Here is a 16,295-nt window from a genome sequence, read left to right on the forward strand (position 1 = left end):
CCGCTGCTATATGCGCGACCATGAGCACCGATCGCACGCCCCTCGACCATATCCGCAACTTTTCCATCGTCGCCCATATCGACCATGGCAAGTCCACCCTCGCCGACCGTCTGATCCAGATGACCGGGGGCCTTGCCGAGCGCGAGATGTCCGAGCAGGTGCTGGACTCGATGGATATCGAGAAGGAACGCGGCATCACCATCAAGGCCCAGACGGTGCGCCTGCACTACAAGGCCAACAATGGCGAAACCTATGTGCTGAACCTGATCGACACGCCCGGCCATGTCGACTTCGCCTATGAAGTGTCGCGCTCGCTGTCTGCCTGCGAAGGCTCGCTGCTGGTCGTCGATGCGTCGCAGGGCGTCGAAGCCCAGACACTCGCCAACGTCTATCAGGCGATCGACAACAATCACGAACTGGTGACGGTCCTCAACAAGGTGGATCTCCCGGCCGCCGAGCCCGAGCGCATCAAGGAACAGATCGAGGAAGTGATCGGCATCGATGCTTCCGAAGCCGTGCTGATTTCGGCAAAGACCGGCCTCGGCATCCCCGACGTTCTGGAAGCCATCGTGCACAAGCTGCCGGCGCCGAAGAGCGAAGGCGGCGAGAAGGCTCCGCTGAAGGCGCTCCTCGTCGACAGCTGGTACGATACCTATCTCGGCGTCATGGTTCTGGTGCGCGTGCTGGACGGCGTCCTGTCCAAGGGCCAGGTCATCCGCATGATGGGTACGGATGCCAAATACAATGTCGAGCGCGTTGGCGTGCTGACCCCGAAAATGGTGTCGGTCGATTCACTCGGACCCGGCGAAATCGGCTTCTTCACCGGTTCGATCAAGGAAGTGGCCGATACGCGCGTCGGCGATACGATCACCGAAGACAAGCGCCCGACCGACAAGATGCTGCCGGGCTTCAAGCCGGCGCAGCCGGTCGTGTTCTGCGGCCTTTTCCCGGTCGATGCCGCCGACTTCGAAGACCTGCGCGCCGCCATGGGGAAGCTGCGCCTCAACGACGCCTCCTTCTCCTTCGAAATGGAATCCTCGGCCGCCCTCGGCTTCGGCTTCCGCTGCGGCTTCCTTGGGCTTCTGCATCTGGAAATCATCCAGGAGCGCCTCGAGCGTGAGTTCGATCTCGACCTGATCGCAACCGCCCCCTCCGTCGTCTACAAGCTCTACATGACCGACGGAACCGAGCGCGAGCTGCACAATCCGGCCGACATGCCCGACGTCGTGCGGATCGACGAAATCCACGAGCCGTGGATCAAGGCGACGATCCTCACCCCCGACGATTATCTCGGCGGTATCCTCAAGCTTTGCCAGGACCGGCGCGGCATCCAGACCGAGCTTACCTATGTGGGCAAGCGCGCAATGATCACCTATGAGCTGCCGCTCAACGAAGTGGTCTTCGATTTCTACGATCGCCTGAAGTCGATCTCCAAAGGCTATGCCTCCTTCGACTACCATCTCGACACCTATCGCGAGGGCAACCTTGTGAAAATGTCGATCATGGTGAATGGCGAGCCGGTGGATGCGCTCTCCATGCTCGTCCACCGTTCGGCGGCGGAAAAGCGCGGCCGCGACATGTGCGAAAAGCTGAAGGACCTCATTCCGCGCCACATGTTCAAGATCCCGATCCAGGCTGCCATCGGCGGCAACGTGATCGCGCGCGAAACCATCTCGGCCATGCGCAAGGACGTGACGGCAAAGTGCTACGGCGGCGACGCATCGCGCAAGCGCAAGCTTCTCGACAAGCAGAAGGCCGGTAAGAAGCGCATGCGCCAGTTCGGCAAGGTGGAAATCCCGCAGGAAGCGTTTATCGCCGCGCTGAAGATGAGCGACGAGTGAGGGGCTCGTGTCCCAGACTGTTGCGAGGACCCCAACTCAGAATTGCGCCACTTGGGAGCGGCCGGAACTGCGATAACTAGTCGCCGACGGCCATCGCTCGGATAACGTTAGCGATTTTCGAAGCTTCGGCCTGAGTAAGGTCGTAAGGTAGTCCCTGAATGTAGACCGTCAAATCAGCGCGAATTGGAATCGGCAAAATCAGCGTTGCTACTGCAGGCGGCGTCAGTTCGGACGTTTGCTCGACTGCAGGACTTGACGCAGCCGTACTACGTTTACGTGTTTCCACGAGGGAAACTCGCGCCCTTTCTTGACTTTTACGCGCGGTCCCTCCGGTGCTCGGCCTAAACGCCATCGGATTTTCGAGATAGCTTAAGAAATCATCGAGAGCTGACCGAACTCGACTCTTGTAAGTCGTAAGACTGTCTGAGGTGTAGTTGAGACCATTCAGATTGCTGAACCGCCGCATCACATCATCAAGGTCAATCTTTGATACATCAGCGGCCTCGTCGTCATCCAGAATGCCAAGGACATTGTTTACAGCTGCCTTTCGTGAGGAAGCTGTGGTTTTATTCATCAAGCCTTTACGCGCCAGATAATCGAGGAACTCCAGCAAGGCGGCTTTAGATTTTTGACTATTCATGTTGGCCTCCTGTTCAGCTCATCTTCTCAGAGGCCGCGCCAGTCGTCAATCTGGAAATTTTAGCGACTCTCATCTAGATTGACGATCAACTGACTCAGACACTGGATGATTGACACAGACTCAAAGCGCTTCCGACAACTATCTAATAACCAACTGATAATAATAACTTTTATAGAGTTTGGAAATTTCTCTTTACCAGACGCTGGCTCCGCATTCCATCTTGTCTGTGGGATTCTCTGATCTGAATAGAATGAATTTGATGCAATTTACGCACAACTCTTGACACAGAAATCATCTGCAGGGATGATAACGATCAAAGGAGACGACTCGATGCAGAGAAGATCACTAGCCGACCGCACCACTGAGCACCGTCGCGGTTGGCAGTAACAAAAAGGGCCACAAAACAGATTGGGGTGCAACCCAACCTGAAATGTGACCCGTGGTGTCAGCGGACAAGCCCTTATCCGTTGGACGAATGTACTGGGATTGCCGATATCTGAAGCACTTTGCACCTTCAGAATCGCACGTCCCGGTCTTCGTTTCAAGAGGGCAACCAATTGAAATGAAAGGATCGTTCAATGAACGACAACGATAAGCCGAGCTCTGCGCTCACATTCGATGACGCCATCCAGATCTGGCTCTGCCACTGGACCGGCGAGTTTCAGAACCGGATTGCGGCGCGTCTCGACGTCAATCCGGGCCGCGTGAACGAAGTTCTGAAAGAGCGGAAGTTCATTGGCAGCCGCGAAGCAGCCCTTCTGAAGCGCTCAGCATGACGAAGCGAGGTCGCTGCGAAAGCAGCGGCCTTCCTCCTCACAATCGAACAAGGATTCTGAAAATGACAAAACGCAATCAACACGTCGTCCCCCATCCCGATGGCTGGGCCGTCAAGGGTGCCGGCTCCAGCCGCGCCACCAAGGTCGTCGAAACCCAGCGCGAAGCGATCGGCATTGCCCGTGGCATCGCGCAGAACCAGCAGTCGGAAATGCTGATCCATGGAGAAAACGGTCGCATCCGCGAACGCAACTCCTACGGCAACGATCCGTATCCGCCGAAAGGCTGAAACCTCGTCCGGGGGCGGGCTCGCCGCCCCCGCATTCGGTGCGCTCGGCACGAGGGTTGAAGGCAGTTACGAATAGGCTTCTCAAGCGAGACTATCTGCCGCATAATCCGGCCTCTCACGGGAGGCCGCAGAACGCATGGCACAAACATCGAGAAAGCCGAATGGCAGCACGGATGGCATCACCCATGCCATCCATGTGGACGAGCGGCTTCTTCTGGAAGCGCGCGACCTGAAGCTTGACGTCTCGCAGGCCGCAACGGAGGGCATTGCGCGTGCCGTGAAGGCTGAAAAAGAGCGCCTTTGGAAGATCGAGAACGCCGAGGCGATAAAGGCGGAAAACGACTATATCGAGAAACACGGTTTGCCATTGGCCAAATACCGGCTGTGGTAGCATGGCGCGGTTTTCAGTCTACCGTTCAACTGAAGAGGCAATACTGATCCTTGACCTTCAGGCCGATGTTCTTGACGCGCTTCGCACGCGTGTCGTTGTGCCCTTATACCCGGTGGAACTGATGTCCTGGTCAATCGGTCGCATGAATCCTCGATTTGACATCGAGGGGATCCGCTACACGATGGCAACTCAACGGATTGCCGCCATCAACGTTGCGCTTTTCGGTCCCTTCGTTGCCGATCTCTCCGCGAGCGCGGATGACATCACGGCGGCGACCGATTTCCTGTTTCAGGGATTTTGAGGTCTTCAAACGGAAAATCCCGCAGACATGACCTGCGGGATCCGGGGCAATCCGGCGATAACTCTTAGCGGGCGGGCGTCATGCCTTCGAAGGCCGGCGCATCCTGCAGCTGTTCGCGCGTCACGTTGAGCACGATGCGCTGCGGCAGGCCGTCGTCGCCGATCTGGGCGGCGTCGGCATTAGCCAGTTGGCCGTTGCTTTCGCTATTGGAGGTGGCAGCACCCGGGGCGCCCGTGCGGTTGCTGGCGGCACCCATGCCGGTTCCGGCCGGATCGGTGGTGGTGCGGGCAGTGCCGGCGGCCGGCGGCGTCGCTGCCCCAGGCGTTGCCGTGGTGCCGGGCTGCGTTGCAGCGGTGGTTTCAGACGAGACCGCGCCGGACTGGGCAGCGGCCGCATTGGCCTCTTCCTGGCTCATGCCCGGACCGAGCTGCAGGGCGCTCATATCCACGGCGACATCCTTTTCGCCGATGCCAAGGAAGCCGCCGACGCCGACGATCACGGCGTTGACGGCGCCGTTCTGGCTGACGAGGACGTCATTGATCTGGCCGATATTGTCGCCTTCGGCTCCGTAGACGGCCTTGCCTTCCAGATCGCTGAAGCGCCAGGCGCCCTCACCCGGCACCGTGACGAACGGCCCGGCGGTCGTTGCCTCCGTGCTGCGATGGCTATCGGCCATGCCGCCATGCGCATTGTTCTGGTTGGTCGTCTGGGCGGGGGTGACGGGCGCCGTCGTCGTGGTCTGCGCCAGGGCTGCAAACGGCAGAACGGTGGATAGAGCAAGGGCAGCGATGAGCTTGCGGGACATGTGTTTTCTCCAGTCATTGATTGTACACTGATCGACAAACCCCGCCCGACCCGGTCTGGTTCCGATGTTTCTCGTCGCGATGACAGAACGAGGGCCCTGCACGCGCAGGAGAAACCGATCCCGGCGGCGGTTTTCTGATCCCCCTTCGGAAAAGCCTCTATCGTCGCCTTGCGCTATGGCGCTAGTCTTTGCGTCCGCACTCCCGCCATACCGGCTGTGCCTGGAACGATAATAGAGAAGAAGGGGATGGCATGACGCGTGACACGATCGGCATCATCGGGCTTGGCCGCATGGGCTCTGCCATGGCCCGGCGCCTCACGGCGGCGGGGTTTTCGGTGACCGGCTGGAGCCGGAGCGGCATCGATCCGGCACGCGCAGACGAGCTCGGCATTGCCGGCGCAGACACTCTGGGAAAGCTCGCGGCCTCCTCCCGCATCCTCATTCTGTCCCTGATGGATGATGCTGCCGTGTCCTCCGTTCTCTCTGTCCTTGCCCAGACCGGCGCGCTTGACGGGCGCCTGATTGTCGACACGAGCACGGTTGGCCCGCAGACACTGAGTGCCCATGCAGGCGCCCTGGAAGCTGCCGGCGCGCGCGCCATCGACGCGCCGATTTCCGGCGGGCCGGACCAGGTTCTGCAGGGCCGCATCGGGCTCTATATCGGCGGCGCGAAGGAGGATGTGGAGCGGTTCCTGCCGGTTGCCGAGGTGCTGTCCGACCGCATCCACCATATCGGGCCGCTTGGCCATGGTGCGGCGGCAAAGCTCGTCAACAACATGATGCTGCTCGGGCTCTGGCAGACGCTGAAGGAAGCGCTGCTTCTCGGCCAGGCCGCCGGCCTCACCCGCGAAACCATGCTCAATTTTCTCGAAGGCAGTCCGGCCGCAAGCCCGGCGCTCAAATCCCGCCTGCCGGTTATCCTTGGAACGAGCGATGCGGTCGGCTTTTCGCTGTCGGGCGTGGTGAAGGATGCCCGCGTCGTGGCAGATCTTGCCCAGCAGCTGGACGTGGACCTGCCGACGATGGGGGCGGCCTTGGAAAGTTTCCGACAAGCGCAGGACAACGGCCATGGCGAGGCGGATCTTGCCACCATGGTGCGTGCTGCGACCGACACGATGAAGGAGTAAGGCGATGAGCGAGAAGGCCCGGATTACCATTCACTACTGCACCCAGTGCAACTGGCTGCTGCGCTCCGCCTGGATGGCGCAGGAGCTGCTGCACACCTTCGGCGACAGCCTTGGCGAGGTGGCGCTGATCCCCGGAACCGGTGGCATTTTCGAAATCCGCATCAACGACGCACTCGTCTGGGAGCGGGTGCGCGACGGTGGTTTTCCAGGCCCGAAGGACCTCAAGCAGCGCGTGCGCGACGTGATCGCACCCGATCGCGATCTGGGACACCTTGACCGTTCTTCCAAGGAAAACAAGGCAGATAGCGGCGAAAGCGTTTGATCCCAAGGCTTGCGCGCACCTGCTAATACACATCACCTCGAGAAAAATCGCAGCTGACACAGAAACTTCAAAAAGGCCGTTGACAGGGGCGGCAGCTACCAGTACATCGCTCCTCGTCGCCCAGATGGCGGAATTGGTAGACGCGCCAGCTTCAGGTGCTGGTACTCGAAAGGGTGTGGAGGTTCGAGTCCTCTTCTGGGCACCAAATTCCAGTTTCAGACTGTGTCACACGGTCCGGAAACACAAAAGAAAGCTCGGTTCGCCGGGCTTTTTTTGTGCCTTGCATTTCGTCCGGCATCGCCGTTCCGGCAGATGTTTTGAGGACAGACCTTTCGGCCGGAATGGTGTAAGGAGGGCCGCAGTCGGGCCTTCAGGGACAGGAGGTCGGACCGCCTGCCCCGCGTTATCCGCGGCACGCCTGCCTAAAGACCGTCAGGCGCGCGCCACAGATCTCAGGCTGCCTTTGTTCAGGAGACCCCCGTGCCCAAAGCCGTTTTCATCGCCTTCGTCATCCTGCTCGTGCTGTCCATCGTGTTCAGCTTCATCGGCGTGCTTTCGGTGTGGGGGCCGTTCGCGCATCCGCAGGCTTGAGGGCCGTCAGGCGTAGCCGATCAATCGCGCGGCAGGTCGTAGGGGTTCAGGCCCGGCACCCAGGGGCGGTCCGGCAGTTCGGTGCCGGAATAGGTGAACCCGCCCTGTTCGCAGCGATAAACCTGCACCGGCAGGCTGTCGGAGCTCAAGATGCTGTCCCGGCGCCAGCGGCGATATTCCACCCCGGTGGTGCAGTTGGGGCTGTCGGCTGCTTCCTTGCGCACGCGGGCCTCTTCCGGCACGACACCCGGCAGGTCCTTGAAGACCGGCGCCGGGGCGGGATTGGACCAGTTCGGCTGCGACTTGGCGTCAGACGCCTGCGCCGGCAGTGCCTGGATAAGGCCGAGCGCGACAAGCCCGAGGACACTGAGCGCACCCCTTGCCGTCCATTGCGATCTTCCAGCCATGGCGTCTGCTCCGATCCTCGTCATCTGGTCTTCATGTAGTCAATCGGACACGTGACTGCCATCTCCGGCAAATACATTTGCGTGATCGGCACCGCCGCAAGGCCTCAGGCCGGCGGTCGGCGAAACGCCGTGGGTTGCTCGTAGAGCCAGCCGATCCGCTCGATTGCCGCATCGAGATTTTCACGCGCCACCGTCATCGTGTGGCCGTTGGCGTGGAGGAGGGTCTTCTCATCTTCCATGATGCCGACATGCCCCTTCCAGAAGACGAGGTCGCCGCGCACAAGGTCGTGGCGGGCAATGGGTGTTCCGAAGCCCGCCTGCATATCGGAATCGCGCAGGATCTTTCTGCCGGCCATCATCATGGCAAGCTGCACGAGGCCCGAGCAATCAATGCCGAAGCCGGACCGGCCGCCCCAGAGATAGGGGGTTTCCAGAAAGCTTTCGGCGATCGTGACGTAATCGGCAGACAGCACGGCCGTCTCCTCGATGCAGTGGCGGGCAATCACCGCGCCGCCCGAGGCCAGCAGGAAATAGCGCGTGCCGCGCGTTTCGGCCTCACCGATCGCCGTGATGCGGCTTCCCATCGAAAGCGCCTGAAGCGGCACCATGCGCAGCTCCGCCTGCGGATAGACGAAGGTGCGCGGCACTGAGATGCGGTGCGTCGGCACGGTTGCCGAGGTCAGCTGCGCCTCCGGCAGATAGCCGACATAGCCATCCTCCAGCGCCTGCACCCAGGCAAAGCCATCGCGCCGATCAAACACGCGCAACGGCTCGCCGAACAGCAATTGCGTATCGATGCCGCGCGATAAATCCGGGGCGGGCCGGAGATCGGCCACCGGCACGGCAACGGATGCCGGTTCGCCCCGCGCGAAAGCGGCCGCCTCCACTTTGCCGCGCAAGGTTTCGTCCGCGAGATCCGCGCGGAAGGCGTTGAGGCGACGATCAAGTGTCGGAACTGAGGTCTCTGTCATGGCGGCCCCTCCTCAGGGCATGGGTCGGCGGGCCTCGTTGCGCACGAGGTCGCCCAGTCTTTCGAGATAAAGCGCTCCGGCCACCGTGCGCTTGATGATGACATTGCGCCGGTCGCGCTCGTCGCGCGCCCGGTCCACGAGTTGCATGGCGCCCATCGTATCGAGCGCGCGGGTGATCACCGGCTTGGTGACGCCAAGCGCGGCCGCAAGCCCGCGCACCGTATGCGGCGGCGGCACGAGATAGATATGCAGAAGAAGGGCGAGCTGGCGCAGGCTGAGGTCAGGTCCATCCTGGCGCACCTGTTCCAGCGTCACGCGGTGGAAAAGCCCCAGCGCTTCGGTGGCCGAAAGATCAGCGGGCATTGCAACTCCCTGGCATGGGCTTTTTGTCTATCCTCAACCGAACACCGATCCGCCGCAAGCCCTTCAAAAAGGCCAAACCGTCAGCACAGTGATGCGATGTGGCGATAGAGCGCGCGGATCGCCTGCGCCTCGCCGCCCACCGGCGCATGCGGCTTTTCCGCCGGAACCCAGGCAAAAATATCGAAATGCACCCAGCTTCGGCTGTGTTCGACGAAGCGTTTGAGGAACAAGGCCGCGGTGATCGCGCCCGCCATGCCGCCGGCCGGGGCATTGGTGAGATCCGCCACCTTGGCGCGCACATCCTTTTCATAGCCCTTGTAGAGCGGCAGGCGCCAGATCGGGTCGTCCTCGGCAAGGCTTGCGGCAGACAGGCTTGCCGCCAGCGCCTCGTCATCGGTGAAGAAGGGTGGCAGATCCGGGCCAAGCGCGACACGGGCAGCCCCGGTGAGCGTTGCCATGTCCACCATCAGGTCCAGAGCCTCCTCGTCGGCATAGGCCAGCGCATCGGCAAGGATCAGGCGGCCTTCGGCATCGGTGTTGTCGATCTGGACCGAAAGCCCCTTGCGGCTGCGATAGATGTCACCCGGCCGGAAGGCATTGGCGGAAATCGAGTTTTCCACCGCCGGCACGAGAACGCGCAGATCGATGTCGAGGCCGGCATCCATGATCATTAGGGCAAGCGCCAGAACATTGGCCGCACCGCCCATGTCCTTCTTCATGAGCAGCATCGAGGCCGGCGGCTTGATGTCGAGGCCGCCGGTATCGAAGCAGACGCCCTTGCCGACGAGCGTCACCTTGCGGGCGCCCTTGCGGCCAAAACGCATCTCCAGGAGCCTCGGCGCCTCGGCGCTGGCGCGCCCGACGGTGTGGATGAGCGGAAAGTTCTCTGCCAGCAGATCCTCGCCGACGATGGACGAGGCCTCTGCGCCATAATGGCTGGCGAGCGAAAAAAACACCCGTTCCAGCGTTTCAGGACCCATGTCATTGGTCGGCGTGTTGACGAGATCGCGGGCGAGAAAGACGGCGGCAAGCGTGCGGTCAAGCTTGGCGCCATCGAGATCCTGCGGCACGGACAGAAACACCTCCGAAGGCTTTGCTGTGCGATAGCTGTCGAAACTGTAGCTGCCAAGGCCGAAGCCGAGCGCCAGGAGCTCCGGCGCAAGCGCAGAGGCGGAGATCGTCCAGGTGCCGGCGGGAAGCAGGCGGGCGAGCTTGCCAGCAAGGAAGGGCTGGTCGGCGGGCTCCTTGCCCAGGCCAAACAGCGCACCGGCAAGCGCACCCTCCTGTCCCGGCAGGAGAAGCAGGCTTCCCGCATCGGCCGTAAAGCCTGCGGCGCTTGCAAAGGCCTTTACCTCCGGCGCAAGGCCTGCGGCCTGAAACTCGTCCGGCGTCAGCGCGTGAACGGTCAGCGCATCCGCATCATGAGGGCGAAAGGGGGAGGCTCTTTCGATGAACTGGTAGGGGGAACGCGGTGCGGGGGCCATGGCTTAATGCTTTCAGAATCGGGCACTTAACGGGTTGTTAGGGTTAACAGACTATTGCTTGAGGCAAGAGAGCGCCACCCATGATCTGCATGTCCCGCGTCAGAAAAATGGCCGGCAAGGATACTTGCGAGAGACCACGATGACGGTACACCCTTTTTTGCTCAGATCGCACCGGCGCCTGCGTCTTTCGGCGTGCTGCGCGATCCTGTCGCTTGCCCTTGGTTCCTGCGCCACCGAGCGGCACGACCGGATGACGACGGGCTCCATCCCCGCCACCGGCTCCGGCCCTTCCCTCTCCAAGCCGCTTGACGCGATGACCGGCCCTGAACTTGCCATGGCCGAACGCAGCATGGGCAGCGCCTACGAGCGCAACCCGAAAGAGCGCGCCACCGGCCTTGCCTATGCCAATGTCCTGCGCATGAACGGCAAGAACGCCCAGGCGCTTGCGGTGATGCAGCAGGTAGTGATCGCCTATCCCTCCGACCGCGCGGTGTTTGCCGCCTATGGCAAGGCCCAGGCCGGCGCCGGGCAGCTGGAACAGGCGCTTGCCACCATTTCCCGCGCCCAGACGCCGGACCGGCCCGACTGGCGGCTCTATTCGGCGGAAGGCGCGGTGCTGGACCAGCTTGGCCGGACGGACGAGGCGCGGCGCAAATACCGCATGGCGCTGGAGGTCGAGCCGAACGAACCGAGCGTGCTGTCGAACCTTGGCATGTCTTACGTCTTGTCCGGCGACCTGCGCACCGCCGAAACCTATCTGCGCACGGCAAGCCAGCAGCCGATGGCCGACAGCCGCGTGCGCCAGAATCTGGCGCTTGTCGTCGGCCTGCAGGGACGCTTTGCCGAGGCCGAGGAGATTGCAAGCCGCGAGCTTTCGCCGGTGCAGGCAGAGGCTAACGTGACTTATCTTCGCGACATGCTGGCCCAGCAGAATGCCTGGGCGAAACTCGCCGGCAAGGACGGCACGTCAAAGCAGGCGATCCGCTGACGGCTTTCTCTGCCGCGGCGGCGGACCGCCAGCGGACAAATTCGCCGGCCGGGTGACGGGTGAGGCCTTAAAAGCGGTCGGCGATCTGGATGGCGGCAGGCCCCAAAATGACGGCGATCAGCACCGGCAGGAAAAACAGGATCATCGGCACCGTCAGTTTCGGCGGCAGGGCGGCCGCCTTCTTTTCCGCCTCGTTCATCCGCTCGTCGCGGCTTTCCTGCGCAAGCACCCGCAGCGCCTGGGCAATCGGCGTGCCGTAGCGATCGGCCTGGATGAGGGCTGCGGTGACGGATTTCACCATGTCGAGCTGCGTGCGGGCGGCGAGATTCTCCAGCGCCATGCGCCGCTCCGGCAGGAAGGAGAGCTCCGCCGTCGTCAGCACCATTTCCTCCGCCAGCGCAGGCGATTGCACCGCGATTTCATCGGCCACCCGGCGCATGGCCGCCTCCAGCGAAATGCCGGCCTCGATGCAGATCAGCATGAGGTCGAGCGCATCCGGCCAGGCCCGCGTGATGGAGGCCTGCCGCTTGCCGACCCGATTGCTCACATAGACATTGGGGGCATAGAACCCGGCATAGGCCGCCACCACCGCCGCAAGCAGCCGGATGCCGATCGGTCGCCCGGCAAGGTTGTCGAAACCGAAAATCCAGATGACGGCCAGCCCCAGGCACACGAAGGGCAGCACGAAGCGGCAGACGAGAAAGATGTTGAGGGCGTTTTGCGAGCGAAGCCCCGCCGCCTTCAGCCGGTTGACGGTGTTGTCATCCACCAGCGCCTTGCGCAGGTTGAAGCGCTCGACGATCTGGCGCATCGACTTGTTGTTCTGGGCGCGAAGCGTGGCCTTCGAATGCTCGGCCGTCATGCGCGCCCGTTCGCGTGCGCGCAGCTGCTCGCGCTCGGTGGAGACAGCCTTCATGCGCTTCTTGAGATCATCGCCCTCAAACAACGGCAGGGCAACCGTATAGAGCGTCGCCGCCACGGCAATGGCGACCAGTACGGCCAGCAGCACGGCCGGATCGGCAAGGGCATTGATCAGCTGCGTCGGCATGGTCTTGGCCCCCCTCAGATGTCGAACTTGATCATGGTGCGCATGACGACAATGCCGAGCGACATCCAGACGGCGGAAAAGATCAGGATCATGTGGCCGCGCGGATCGGAAAACAGCACCTCCAGATAATGCGGCGAGGTGAGATAGACGAGCAGGGCAACGACAAAGGGAAGCGAGCCGATGATGGCGCCGGACGCCTTCGCCTCCATCGACAGCGCCTTCACCTTGGCCTTCATCTTGCGCCGCTCGCGCAGCACCTTGGAAAGGTTGCCGAGCGCCTCCGAAAGGTTGCCGCCCGCCTGGCCCTGAATGGTGATGACGATCGAGAAGAAGTTCACCTCCGGCAGCGGCATGGTGACCACCATGCGCGCGCAGGCCTCCGCAACGCTGAAGCCGACCTGCTGGCTTTCCACCACGCGGCGAAATTCGCTCTTCACCGGCTCCTGGCCATCGCTTGCGATCAGCCGCATGGCATCATGCAGCGGCAGGCCGGAGCGGATGGAGCGCGTGATGACATCGAGCGCATTGGGAAATTCTTCCAGAAAGCGGTTCTGGCGCCGGCTGATCAGCGATCCGATGATCCAGCGCGGAAGGCCGACGCCTGCGGCAAAACCCGCGCCAGCGGCCGCCCAGAGCGGCAGGCCGCAGAGCAGGAACAGCATGGCGACGAAAAGGCCAAGCGCGAAAGAGAGGAGATGGAACCGGCGAGGCGACAGCGACAGGCCGGCGCGCGACAGCCTGGCCCTCGTCGTGCGGTCCCCGACCTTCTTCGATTGCTCCAGCTGTTTCCGTTCCAGTTCCTTCAGCTGGTCCTGGACGGATTTGCGGCGCTTCGACAGTTCCTGCACGCGATCACGCGCCGCCTTCACCTGGCCGCGATCGGCTTCACTGGCGGTAAGTCGGGTGACACGGCTGGCAATCGCGCGATTTTTTTCGAAATACGGGAAGAGAAGCGCCGTGGCGAATGCCACGACGGCAATGGCGACCAGAGCCGCAAGCGCCAGGACCGTTCCATCCACTCCGAACATCGCCTACTCCCCCAAGCATTTCCAGCCGAAGCGTGCGCGCTTCGGCGTCGGAAAATGCGTTTAAATAAAGGGCTAGAACATTGCCGGTAATTACGGGATCACCGGCAATGCGCTAGCTGCTCAGCTTTTCCATCTGGTCGAGCGCGGCCGCCAGCCGCCGTTCCTCGTTGTAATAGCGCGCCCGCTCCCAGAAGTGCGGCTTGACGATGCCGGTCGATACATGGCGGCCGATGAGCCGGCCCGCCGCATCCTCGCCCTCGATCTCGTAGCGCATCAGGTCCTGGGTGATGATCACGTCGCCTTCCATGCCGATCACCTCGGTGACCTGGGTGATGCGGCGCGAACCGTCGCGCAGCCGGGCTGCCTGGATGATGACGTCGACGGAGCCGGACATGATTTCGCGCACCGTTTTCGCCGGCAGCGAAAAGCCGCCCATGGCAATCATCGATTCCATGCGGCTCAGGCATTCGCGCGGCGTATTGGCATGGATCGTGCCCATGGAGCCGTCATGGCCGGTGTTCATCGCCTGCAGGAGGTCAAAGACCTCTGGTCCGCGCACTTCGCCGACGATGATGCGCTCGGGCCGCATGCGCAGGCAGTTCTTGACGAGATCGCGCATGGTGATCTCGCCTTCGCCCTCGATATTGGGCGGACGGGTTTCGAGCCGCACCACATGCGGCTGCTGCAATTGCAGTTCGGCCGTATCCTCGCAGGTGATGACGCGCTCATCGAGATCGATGTAGCGGGTGAGACAGTTGAGAAGCGTCGTCTTGCCGGATCCTGTGCCGCCGGAAATGACGACATTGCAGCGCACGCGCCCGATGATCTGCAGGAGGGTTGCTCCTTCCGGGCTGATCGCGCCGAATTTGACCAGCTGCTCGAGCGTCAGCTTGTCCTTCTTGAACTTGCGGATGGTCAGCGCCGGGCCATCGAGCGCCAGCGGCGGGGCAATGACATTGACGCGCGATCCATCCGGCAGGCGGGCATCGCAGATCGGGCTCGATTCATCGACGCGCCGCCCGACCTGGCTGACGATGCGCTGGCAGATGGAGAGAAGCTGGGCATTGTCGCGAAAACGGATTTCCGATTCGATCGTCTTGCCGCCCACTTCGATAAAGGTCTGGCCGGCGCCGTTCACCATGATGTCGGCAATGTCGTCGCGCGCCAAAAGCGGTTCCAGCGGGCCGTAGCCAAGCACGTCGTTGCAGATATCCTCAAGCAGCTCCTCCTGCTCGGAAATCGACATGACGAAATTCTTGATCGTGATGATATCGTTGACGATATCGCGGATTTCCTCGCGCGCGCTCTCGCCATCGAGCCGCGCCAGCTGCGACAGGTCGATCGTATCGATCAGCGCGGAAAAGATCTGCCCCTTGGTGTCGTAATAGGTCTGCGTGCGGGCCGGGCGGCGGCGCGGCGCGGAAGCGGATGCAGGCGCCGTCAACGCAGGCTGCGGGCGCGGCAGGCCGGCGCCCGGCCCCGTCTCGACCAGAATGTCGGGGCTCTGGCGCGCGGGCTGGGCAGGCACCGGCACGGCAGGGGCAGGCACTGCTGCTGCCCCTTGCGATCCCTCGTTCGTGCGTTTTCCAAACATCTGTGATCGGTGTCCTTCAGGCGGGCTTTGCCATCAGCGGTTATCCCTGGCGCGACAGAAGGCCCAGCATCCTGCCAAGCCCGCTCTTCTTCTGTTTCTTGACGGTGACGCGGCCGGTCAGCACATGCGCCAGCTGCGCAAAGGTTTCCGCCGTCGGGCAGCGCGCGTCGATCTCGCAGATCATCCGGCCGCTGTTGGAGGCATTGCCAAACAGGTTCGCATCGAAGGGAATGATGGCCGTCGGCTCGATTTCCAGCGGCTCGAAGAAATCGGCCGGCGGAATTTCCGGCCGTCTCGGCATGCCCACCTGGTTCAGCACCAGATGCGGCGCCCGGTCGTTGGGCCGCAGTTTCTTCAAGGCGTCGATGAGGTTTTTGGCGTTGCGCAGGTTGGGCAGATCCGGCACCGCGGTGATGACCACCTCATCCACGTCCGACAGCACGCTGCGGGTCCAATCCGACCAGGCATGCGGGACATCCAGCACGGCAATCGGGGCGCTACGCTGGAGCACGTCGATGACCGGCTGGAAGGCGCGCGCCTCGAAATCATAGGCGCGATCGAGCAGGGAGGGTGCGGCCAGCAGCGACAGGTGCTGCGAACATTTCGTCAGCAGTCGATCGAGAAACACCTCGTCCAGCCGCTCCGGCGCATAGACTGCCTCGGCAATGCCCTGGGCCGGATCCTGGTCGAAATCGATATTGGCGGTGCCATAGGCGAGATCGAGATCGGCGAGAATCGTCTCGGTCGAAAACAGCGTCGACATTCCGAAGGCGCAGTTGTGCGCGATGGTGGAGGAGCCGACACCGCCCTTGGCCCCGATAAAGGCGATGGAGCGGCCGAGCGGTTCGGCATCGGGATCGATGAAGATGGCCGCCATCGAGACAAGCAGGTCTGCCATCCGCACCGGCGCGACCAGATATTCGGAAATGCCGTTGCGGATCAGCTCGCGGTAAAGCGTGATATCGTTGTGGCGGCCGACGAGGATGACGCGGGTGCTCGGATCACAGACGGCGGCAAGCGGCGCCAGTTCCCCCAGCAGTCTGTCGGGGGTCGCGTCCGTTTCCAGGATGATCAGATTGGGCGTCGGGGCTGCGGCAAACATGTTGGCGGCAGCCGAGGTGCCGCCGCTGGTGACGCGCAGGTTGACCTTGGCCATGCGCCGGTCCTGACCGAGCCGTTCCACCACCTTCAGAAGCGTTTCGCTCTCGCAGAAGGCATGCACCGAAATGCGCGGCAGCGGCCTGAGCGCATCCACGTCGCCCGGACGCACCGGCTCCGCCTCGCCTTCGGTCTGATCGGCTGTGCGGAAATCGTAATCGATGGCGCTCATG

General features: G+C 62.4%; 18 protein-coding genes and 1 tRNA gene. 9 read left to right on the plus strand and 10 right to left on the minus strand.

Annotation, left to right across the window (positions count from 1 at the left end):
• The first annotated feature begins 20 nt into the window (after positions 1-20).
• A complete protein-coding gene (lepA, locus tag ACEXP3_RS13465; RefSeq protein ID WP_210103851.1) occupies positions 21-1,841 on the plus strand; it encodes a translation elongation factor 4 in 1,821 nt (606 codons plus the stop codon).
• A 76-nt stretch (positions 1,842-1,917) separates the two neighbouring features.
• On the opposite strand, the gene ACEXP3_RS13470 is transcribed toward lepA, so the two are convergent.
• Positions 1,918-2,481, minus strand: coding sequence for a hypothetical protein (locus ACEXP3_RS13470; RefSeq protein WP_377297721.1), 564 nt, complete (start codon positions 2,479-2,481; stop codon positions 1,918-1,920).
• A gap of 578 nt (positions 2,482-3,059) precedes the next feature.
• Between ACEXP3_RS13470 and ACEXP3_RS13475 the strand changes: the two genes are divergently transcribed.
• The 4 genes from ACEXP3_RS13475 to ACEXP3_RS13490 all read left to right on the plus strand — a co-directional run bounded on the left by ACEXP3_RS13475 (position 3,060) and on the right by ACEXP3_RS13490 (position 4,236).
• The gene (locus tag ACEXP3_RS13475) at positions 3,060-3,257 is read left to right on the plus strand and encodes a hypothetical protein (RefSeq protein WP_377297722.1); all 198 of its coding nucleotides are present in this window, start codon (positions 3,060-3,062) and stop codon (positions 3,255-3,257) included.
• Between the two features lie 62 nt (positions 3,258-3,319).
• Positions 3,320-3,544 (plus strand): DUF2188 domain-containing protein, encoded by a 225-nt coding sequence (locus ACEXP3_RS13480; protein WP_377297723.1) that lies wholly within the window; start codon positions 3,320-3,322, stop codon positions 3,542-3,544.
• Between the two features lie 136 nt (positions 3,545-3,680).
• Entirely contained in the window at positions 3,681-3,935 is a 255-nt protein-coding gene (locus ACEXP3_RS13485; RefSeq protein WP_377297724.1) for a type II toxin-antitoxin system CcdA family antitoxin, read from the plus strand.
• A gap of 1 nt (position 3,936) precedes the next feature.
• Positions 3,937-4,236 (plus strand): CcdB family protein, encoded by a 300-nt coding sequence (locus ACEXP3_RS13490; protein ID WP_377297725.1) that lies wholly within the window; start codon positions 3,937-3,939, stop codon positions 4,234-4,236.
• Between the two features lie 64 nt (positions 4,237-4,300).
• On the opposite strand, the gene ACEXP3_RS13495 is transcribed toward ACEXP3_RS13490, so the two are convergent.
• Positions 4,301-5,041, minus strand: coding sequence for a PRC-barrel domain-containing protein (locus ACEXP3_RS13495; RefSeq protein ID WP_377297726.1), 741 nt, complete (start codon positions 5,039-5,041; stop codon positions 4,301-4,303).
• 188 nt (positions 5,042-5,229) lie between these two features.
• Between ACEXP3_RS13495 and ACEXP3_RS13500 the strand changes: the two genes are divergently transcribed.
• From ACEXP3_RS13500 to ACEXP3_RS13510, 3 genes are all read left to right on the plus strand, one after another.
• On the plus strand, positions 5,230-6,168 hold the full coding sequence (locus ACEXP3_RS13500; RefSeq protein WP_377297727.1) for an NAD(P)-dependent oxidoreductase: 939 nt from the start codon (positions 5,230-5,232) through the stop codon (positions 6,166-6,168).
• Between the two features lie 4 nt (positions 6,169-6,172).
• On the plus strand, positions 6,173-6,490 hold the full coding sequence (locus ACEXP3_RS13505; RefSeq protein ID WP_377297729.1) for an Rdx family protein: 318 nt from the start codon (positions 6,173-6,175) through the stop codon (positions 6,488-6,490).
• A gap of 118 nt (positions 6,491-6,608) precedes the next feature.
• Positions 6,609-6,695, plus strand: a tRNA-Leu gene (locus tag ACEXP3_RS13510).
• Positions 6,696-7,101: 406 nt separating this feature from the next.
• Here the strand turns inward: ACEXP3_RS13510 and ACEXP3_RS13515 are convergent.
• The 4 genes from ACEXP3_RS13515 to ACEXP3_RS13530 all read right to left on the minus strand — a co-directional run bounded on the left by ACEXP3_RS13515 (position 7,102) and on the right by ACEXP3_RS13530 (position 10,306).
• Entirely contained in the window at positions 7,102-7,488 is a 387-nt protein-coding gene (locus ACEXP3_RS13515; protein WP_377297730.1) for a hypothetical protein, read from the minus strand.
• A gap of 104 nt (positions 7,489-7,592) precedes the next feature.
• On the minus strand, positions 7,593-8,459 hold the full coding sequence (locus tag ACEXP3_RS13520) for a C40 family peptidase (protein WP_377297731.1): 867 nt from the start codon (positions 8,457-8,459) through the stop codon (positions 7,593-7,595).
• 12 nt (positions 8,460-8,471) lie between these two features.
• Positions 8,472-8,822: a MarR family transcriptional regulator gene (locus ACEXP3_RS13525; RefSeq protein WP_377297732.1), complete on the minus strand. Its 351-nt coding sequence runs from the start codon at positions 8,820-8,822 to the stop codon at positions 8,472-8,474.
• Between the two features lie 80 nt (positions 8,823-8,902).
• Complete coding sequence (locus ACEXP3_RS13530; RefSeq protein ID WP_377297734.1) at positions 8,903-10,306, minus strand: leucyl aminopeptidase family protein; 1,404 nt, start codon at positions 10,304-10,306, stop codon at positions 8,903-8,905.
• 139 nt (positions 10,307-10,445) lie between these two features.
• On the opposite strand from ACEXP3_RS13530, the gene ACEXP3_RS13535 reads away from it, so the two are divergent.
• Positions 10,446-11,294 carry a tetratricopeptide repeat protein gene (locus ACEXP3_RS13535; protein ID WP_377297736.1) on the plus strand — a complete coding sequence of 283 codons (849 nt, stop codon included), beginning with the start codon at positions 10,446-10,448 and terminating at the stop codon, positions 11,292-11,294.
• A 67-nt stretch (positions 11,295-11,361) separates the two neighbouring features.
• Here ACEXP3_RS13535 and ACEXP3_RS13540 read toward each other — a convergent pair whose 3' ends face one another.
• The 4 genes from ACEXP3_RS13540 to ACEXP3_RS13555 all read right to left on the minus strand — a co-directional run bounded on the left by ACEXP3_RS13540 (position 11,362) and on the right by ACEXP3_RS13555 (position 16,294).
• The gene (locus tag ACEXP3_RS13540; RefSeq protein WP_377297737.1) at positions 11,362-12,342 is read right to left on the minus strand and encodes a type II secretion system F family protein; all 981 of its coding nucleotides are present in this window, start codon (positions 12,340-12,342) and stop codon (positions 11,362-11,364) included.
• Positions 12,343-12,356: 14 nt separating this feature from the next.
• Positions 12,357-13,370: a type II secretion system F family protein gene (locus ACEXP3_RS13545; protein WP_377297738.1), complete on the minus strand. Its 1,014-nt coding sequence runs from the start codon at positions 13,368-13,370 to the stop codon at positions 12,357-12,359.
• A 112-nt stretch (positions 13,371-13,482) separates the two neighbouring features.
• Complete coding sequence (locus ACEXP3_RS13550) at positions 13,483-14,964, minus strand: TadA family conjugal transfer-associated ATPase (RefSeq protein WP_377297739.1); 1,482 nt, start codon at positions 14,962-14,964, stop codon at positions 13,483-13,485.
• A 40-nt stretch (positions 14,965-15,004) separates the two neighbouring features.
• A complete protein-coding gene (locus ACEXP3_RS13555) occupies positions 15,005-16,294 on the minus strand; it encodes a CpaE/TadZ family protein (protein ID WP_377297740.1) in 1,290 nt (429 codons plus the stop codon).
• Position 16,295: the final 1 nt, after the last annotated feature.

Source organism: Neorhizobium fuzhouense (assembly GCF_042611105.1).
Classification (GTDB): Bacteria; Pseudomonadota; Alphaproteobacteria; order Rhizobiales; family Rhizobiaceae; genus Neorhizobium; species Neorhizobium galegae_A.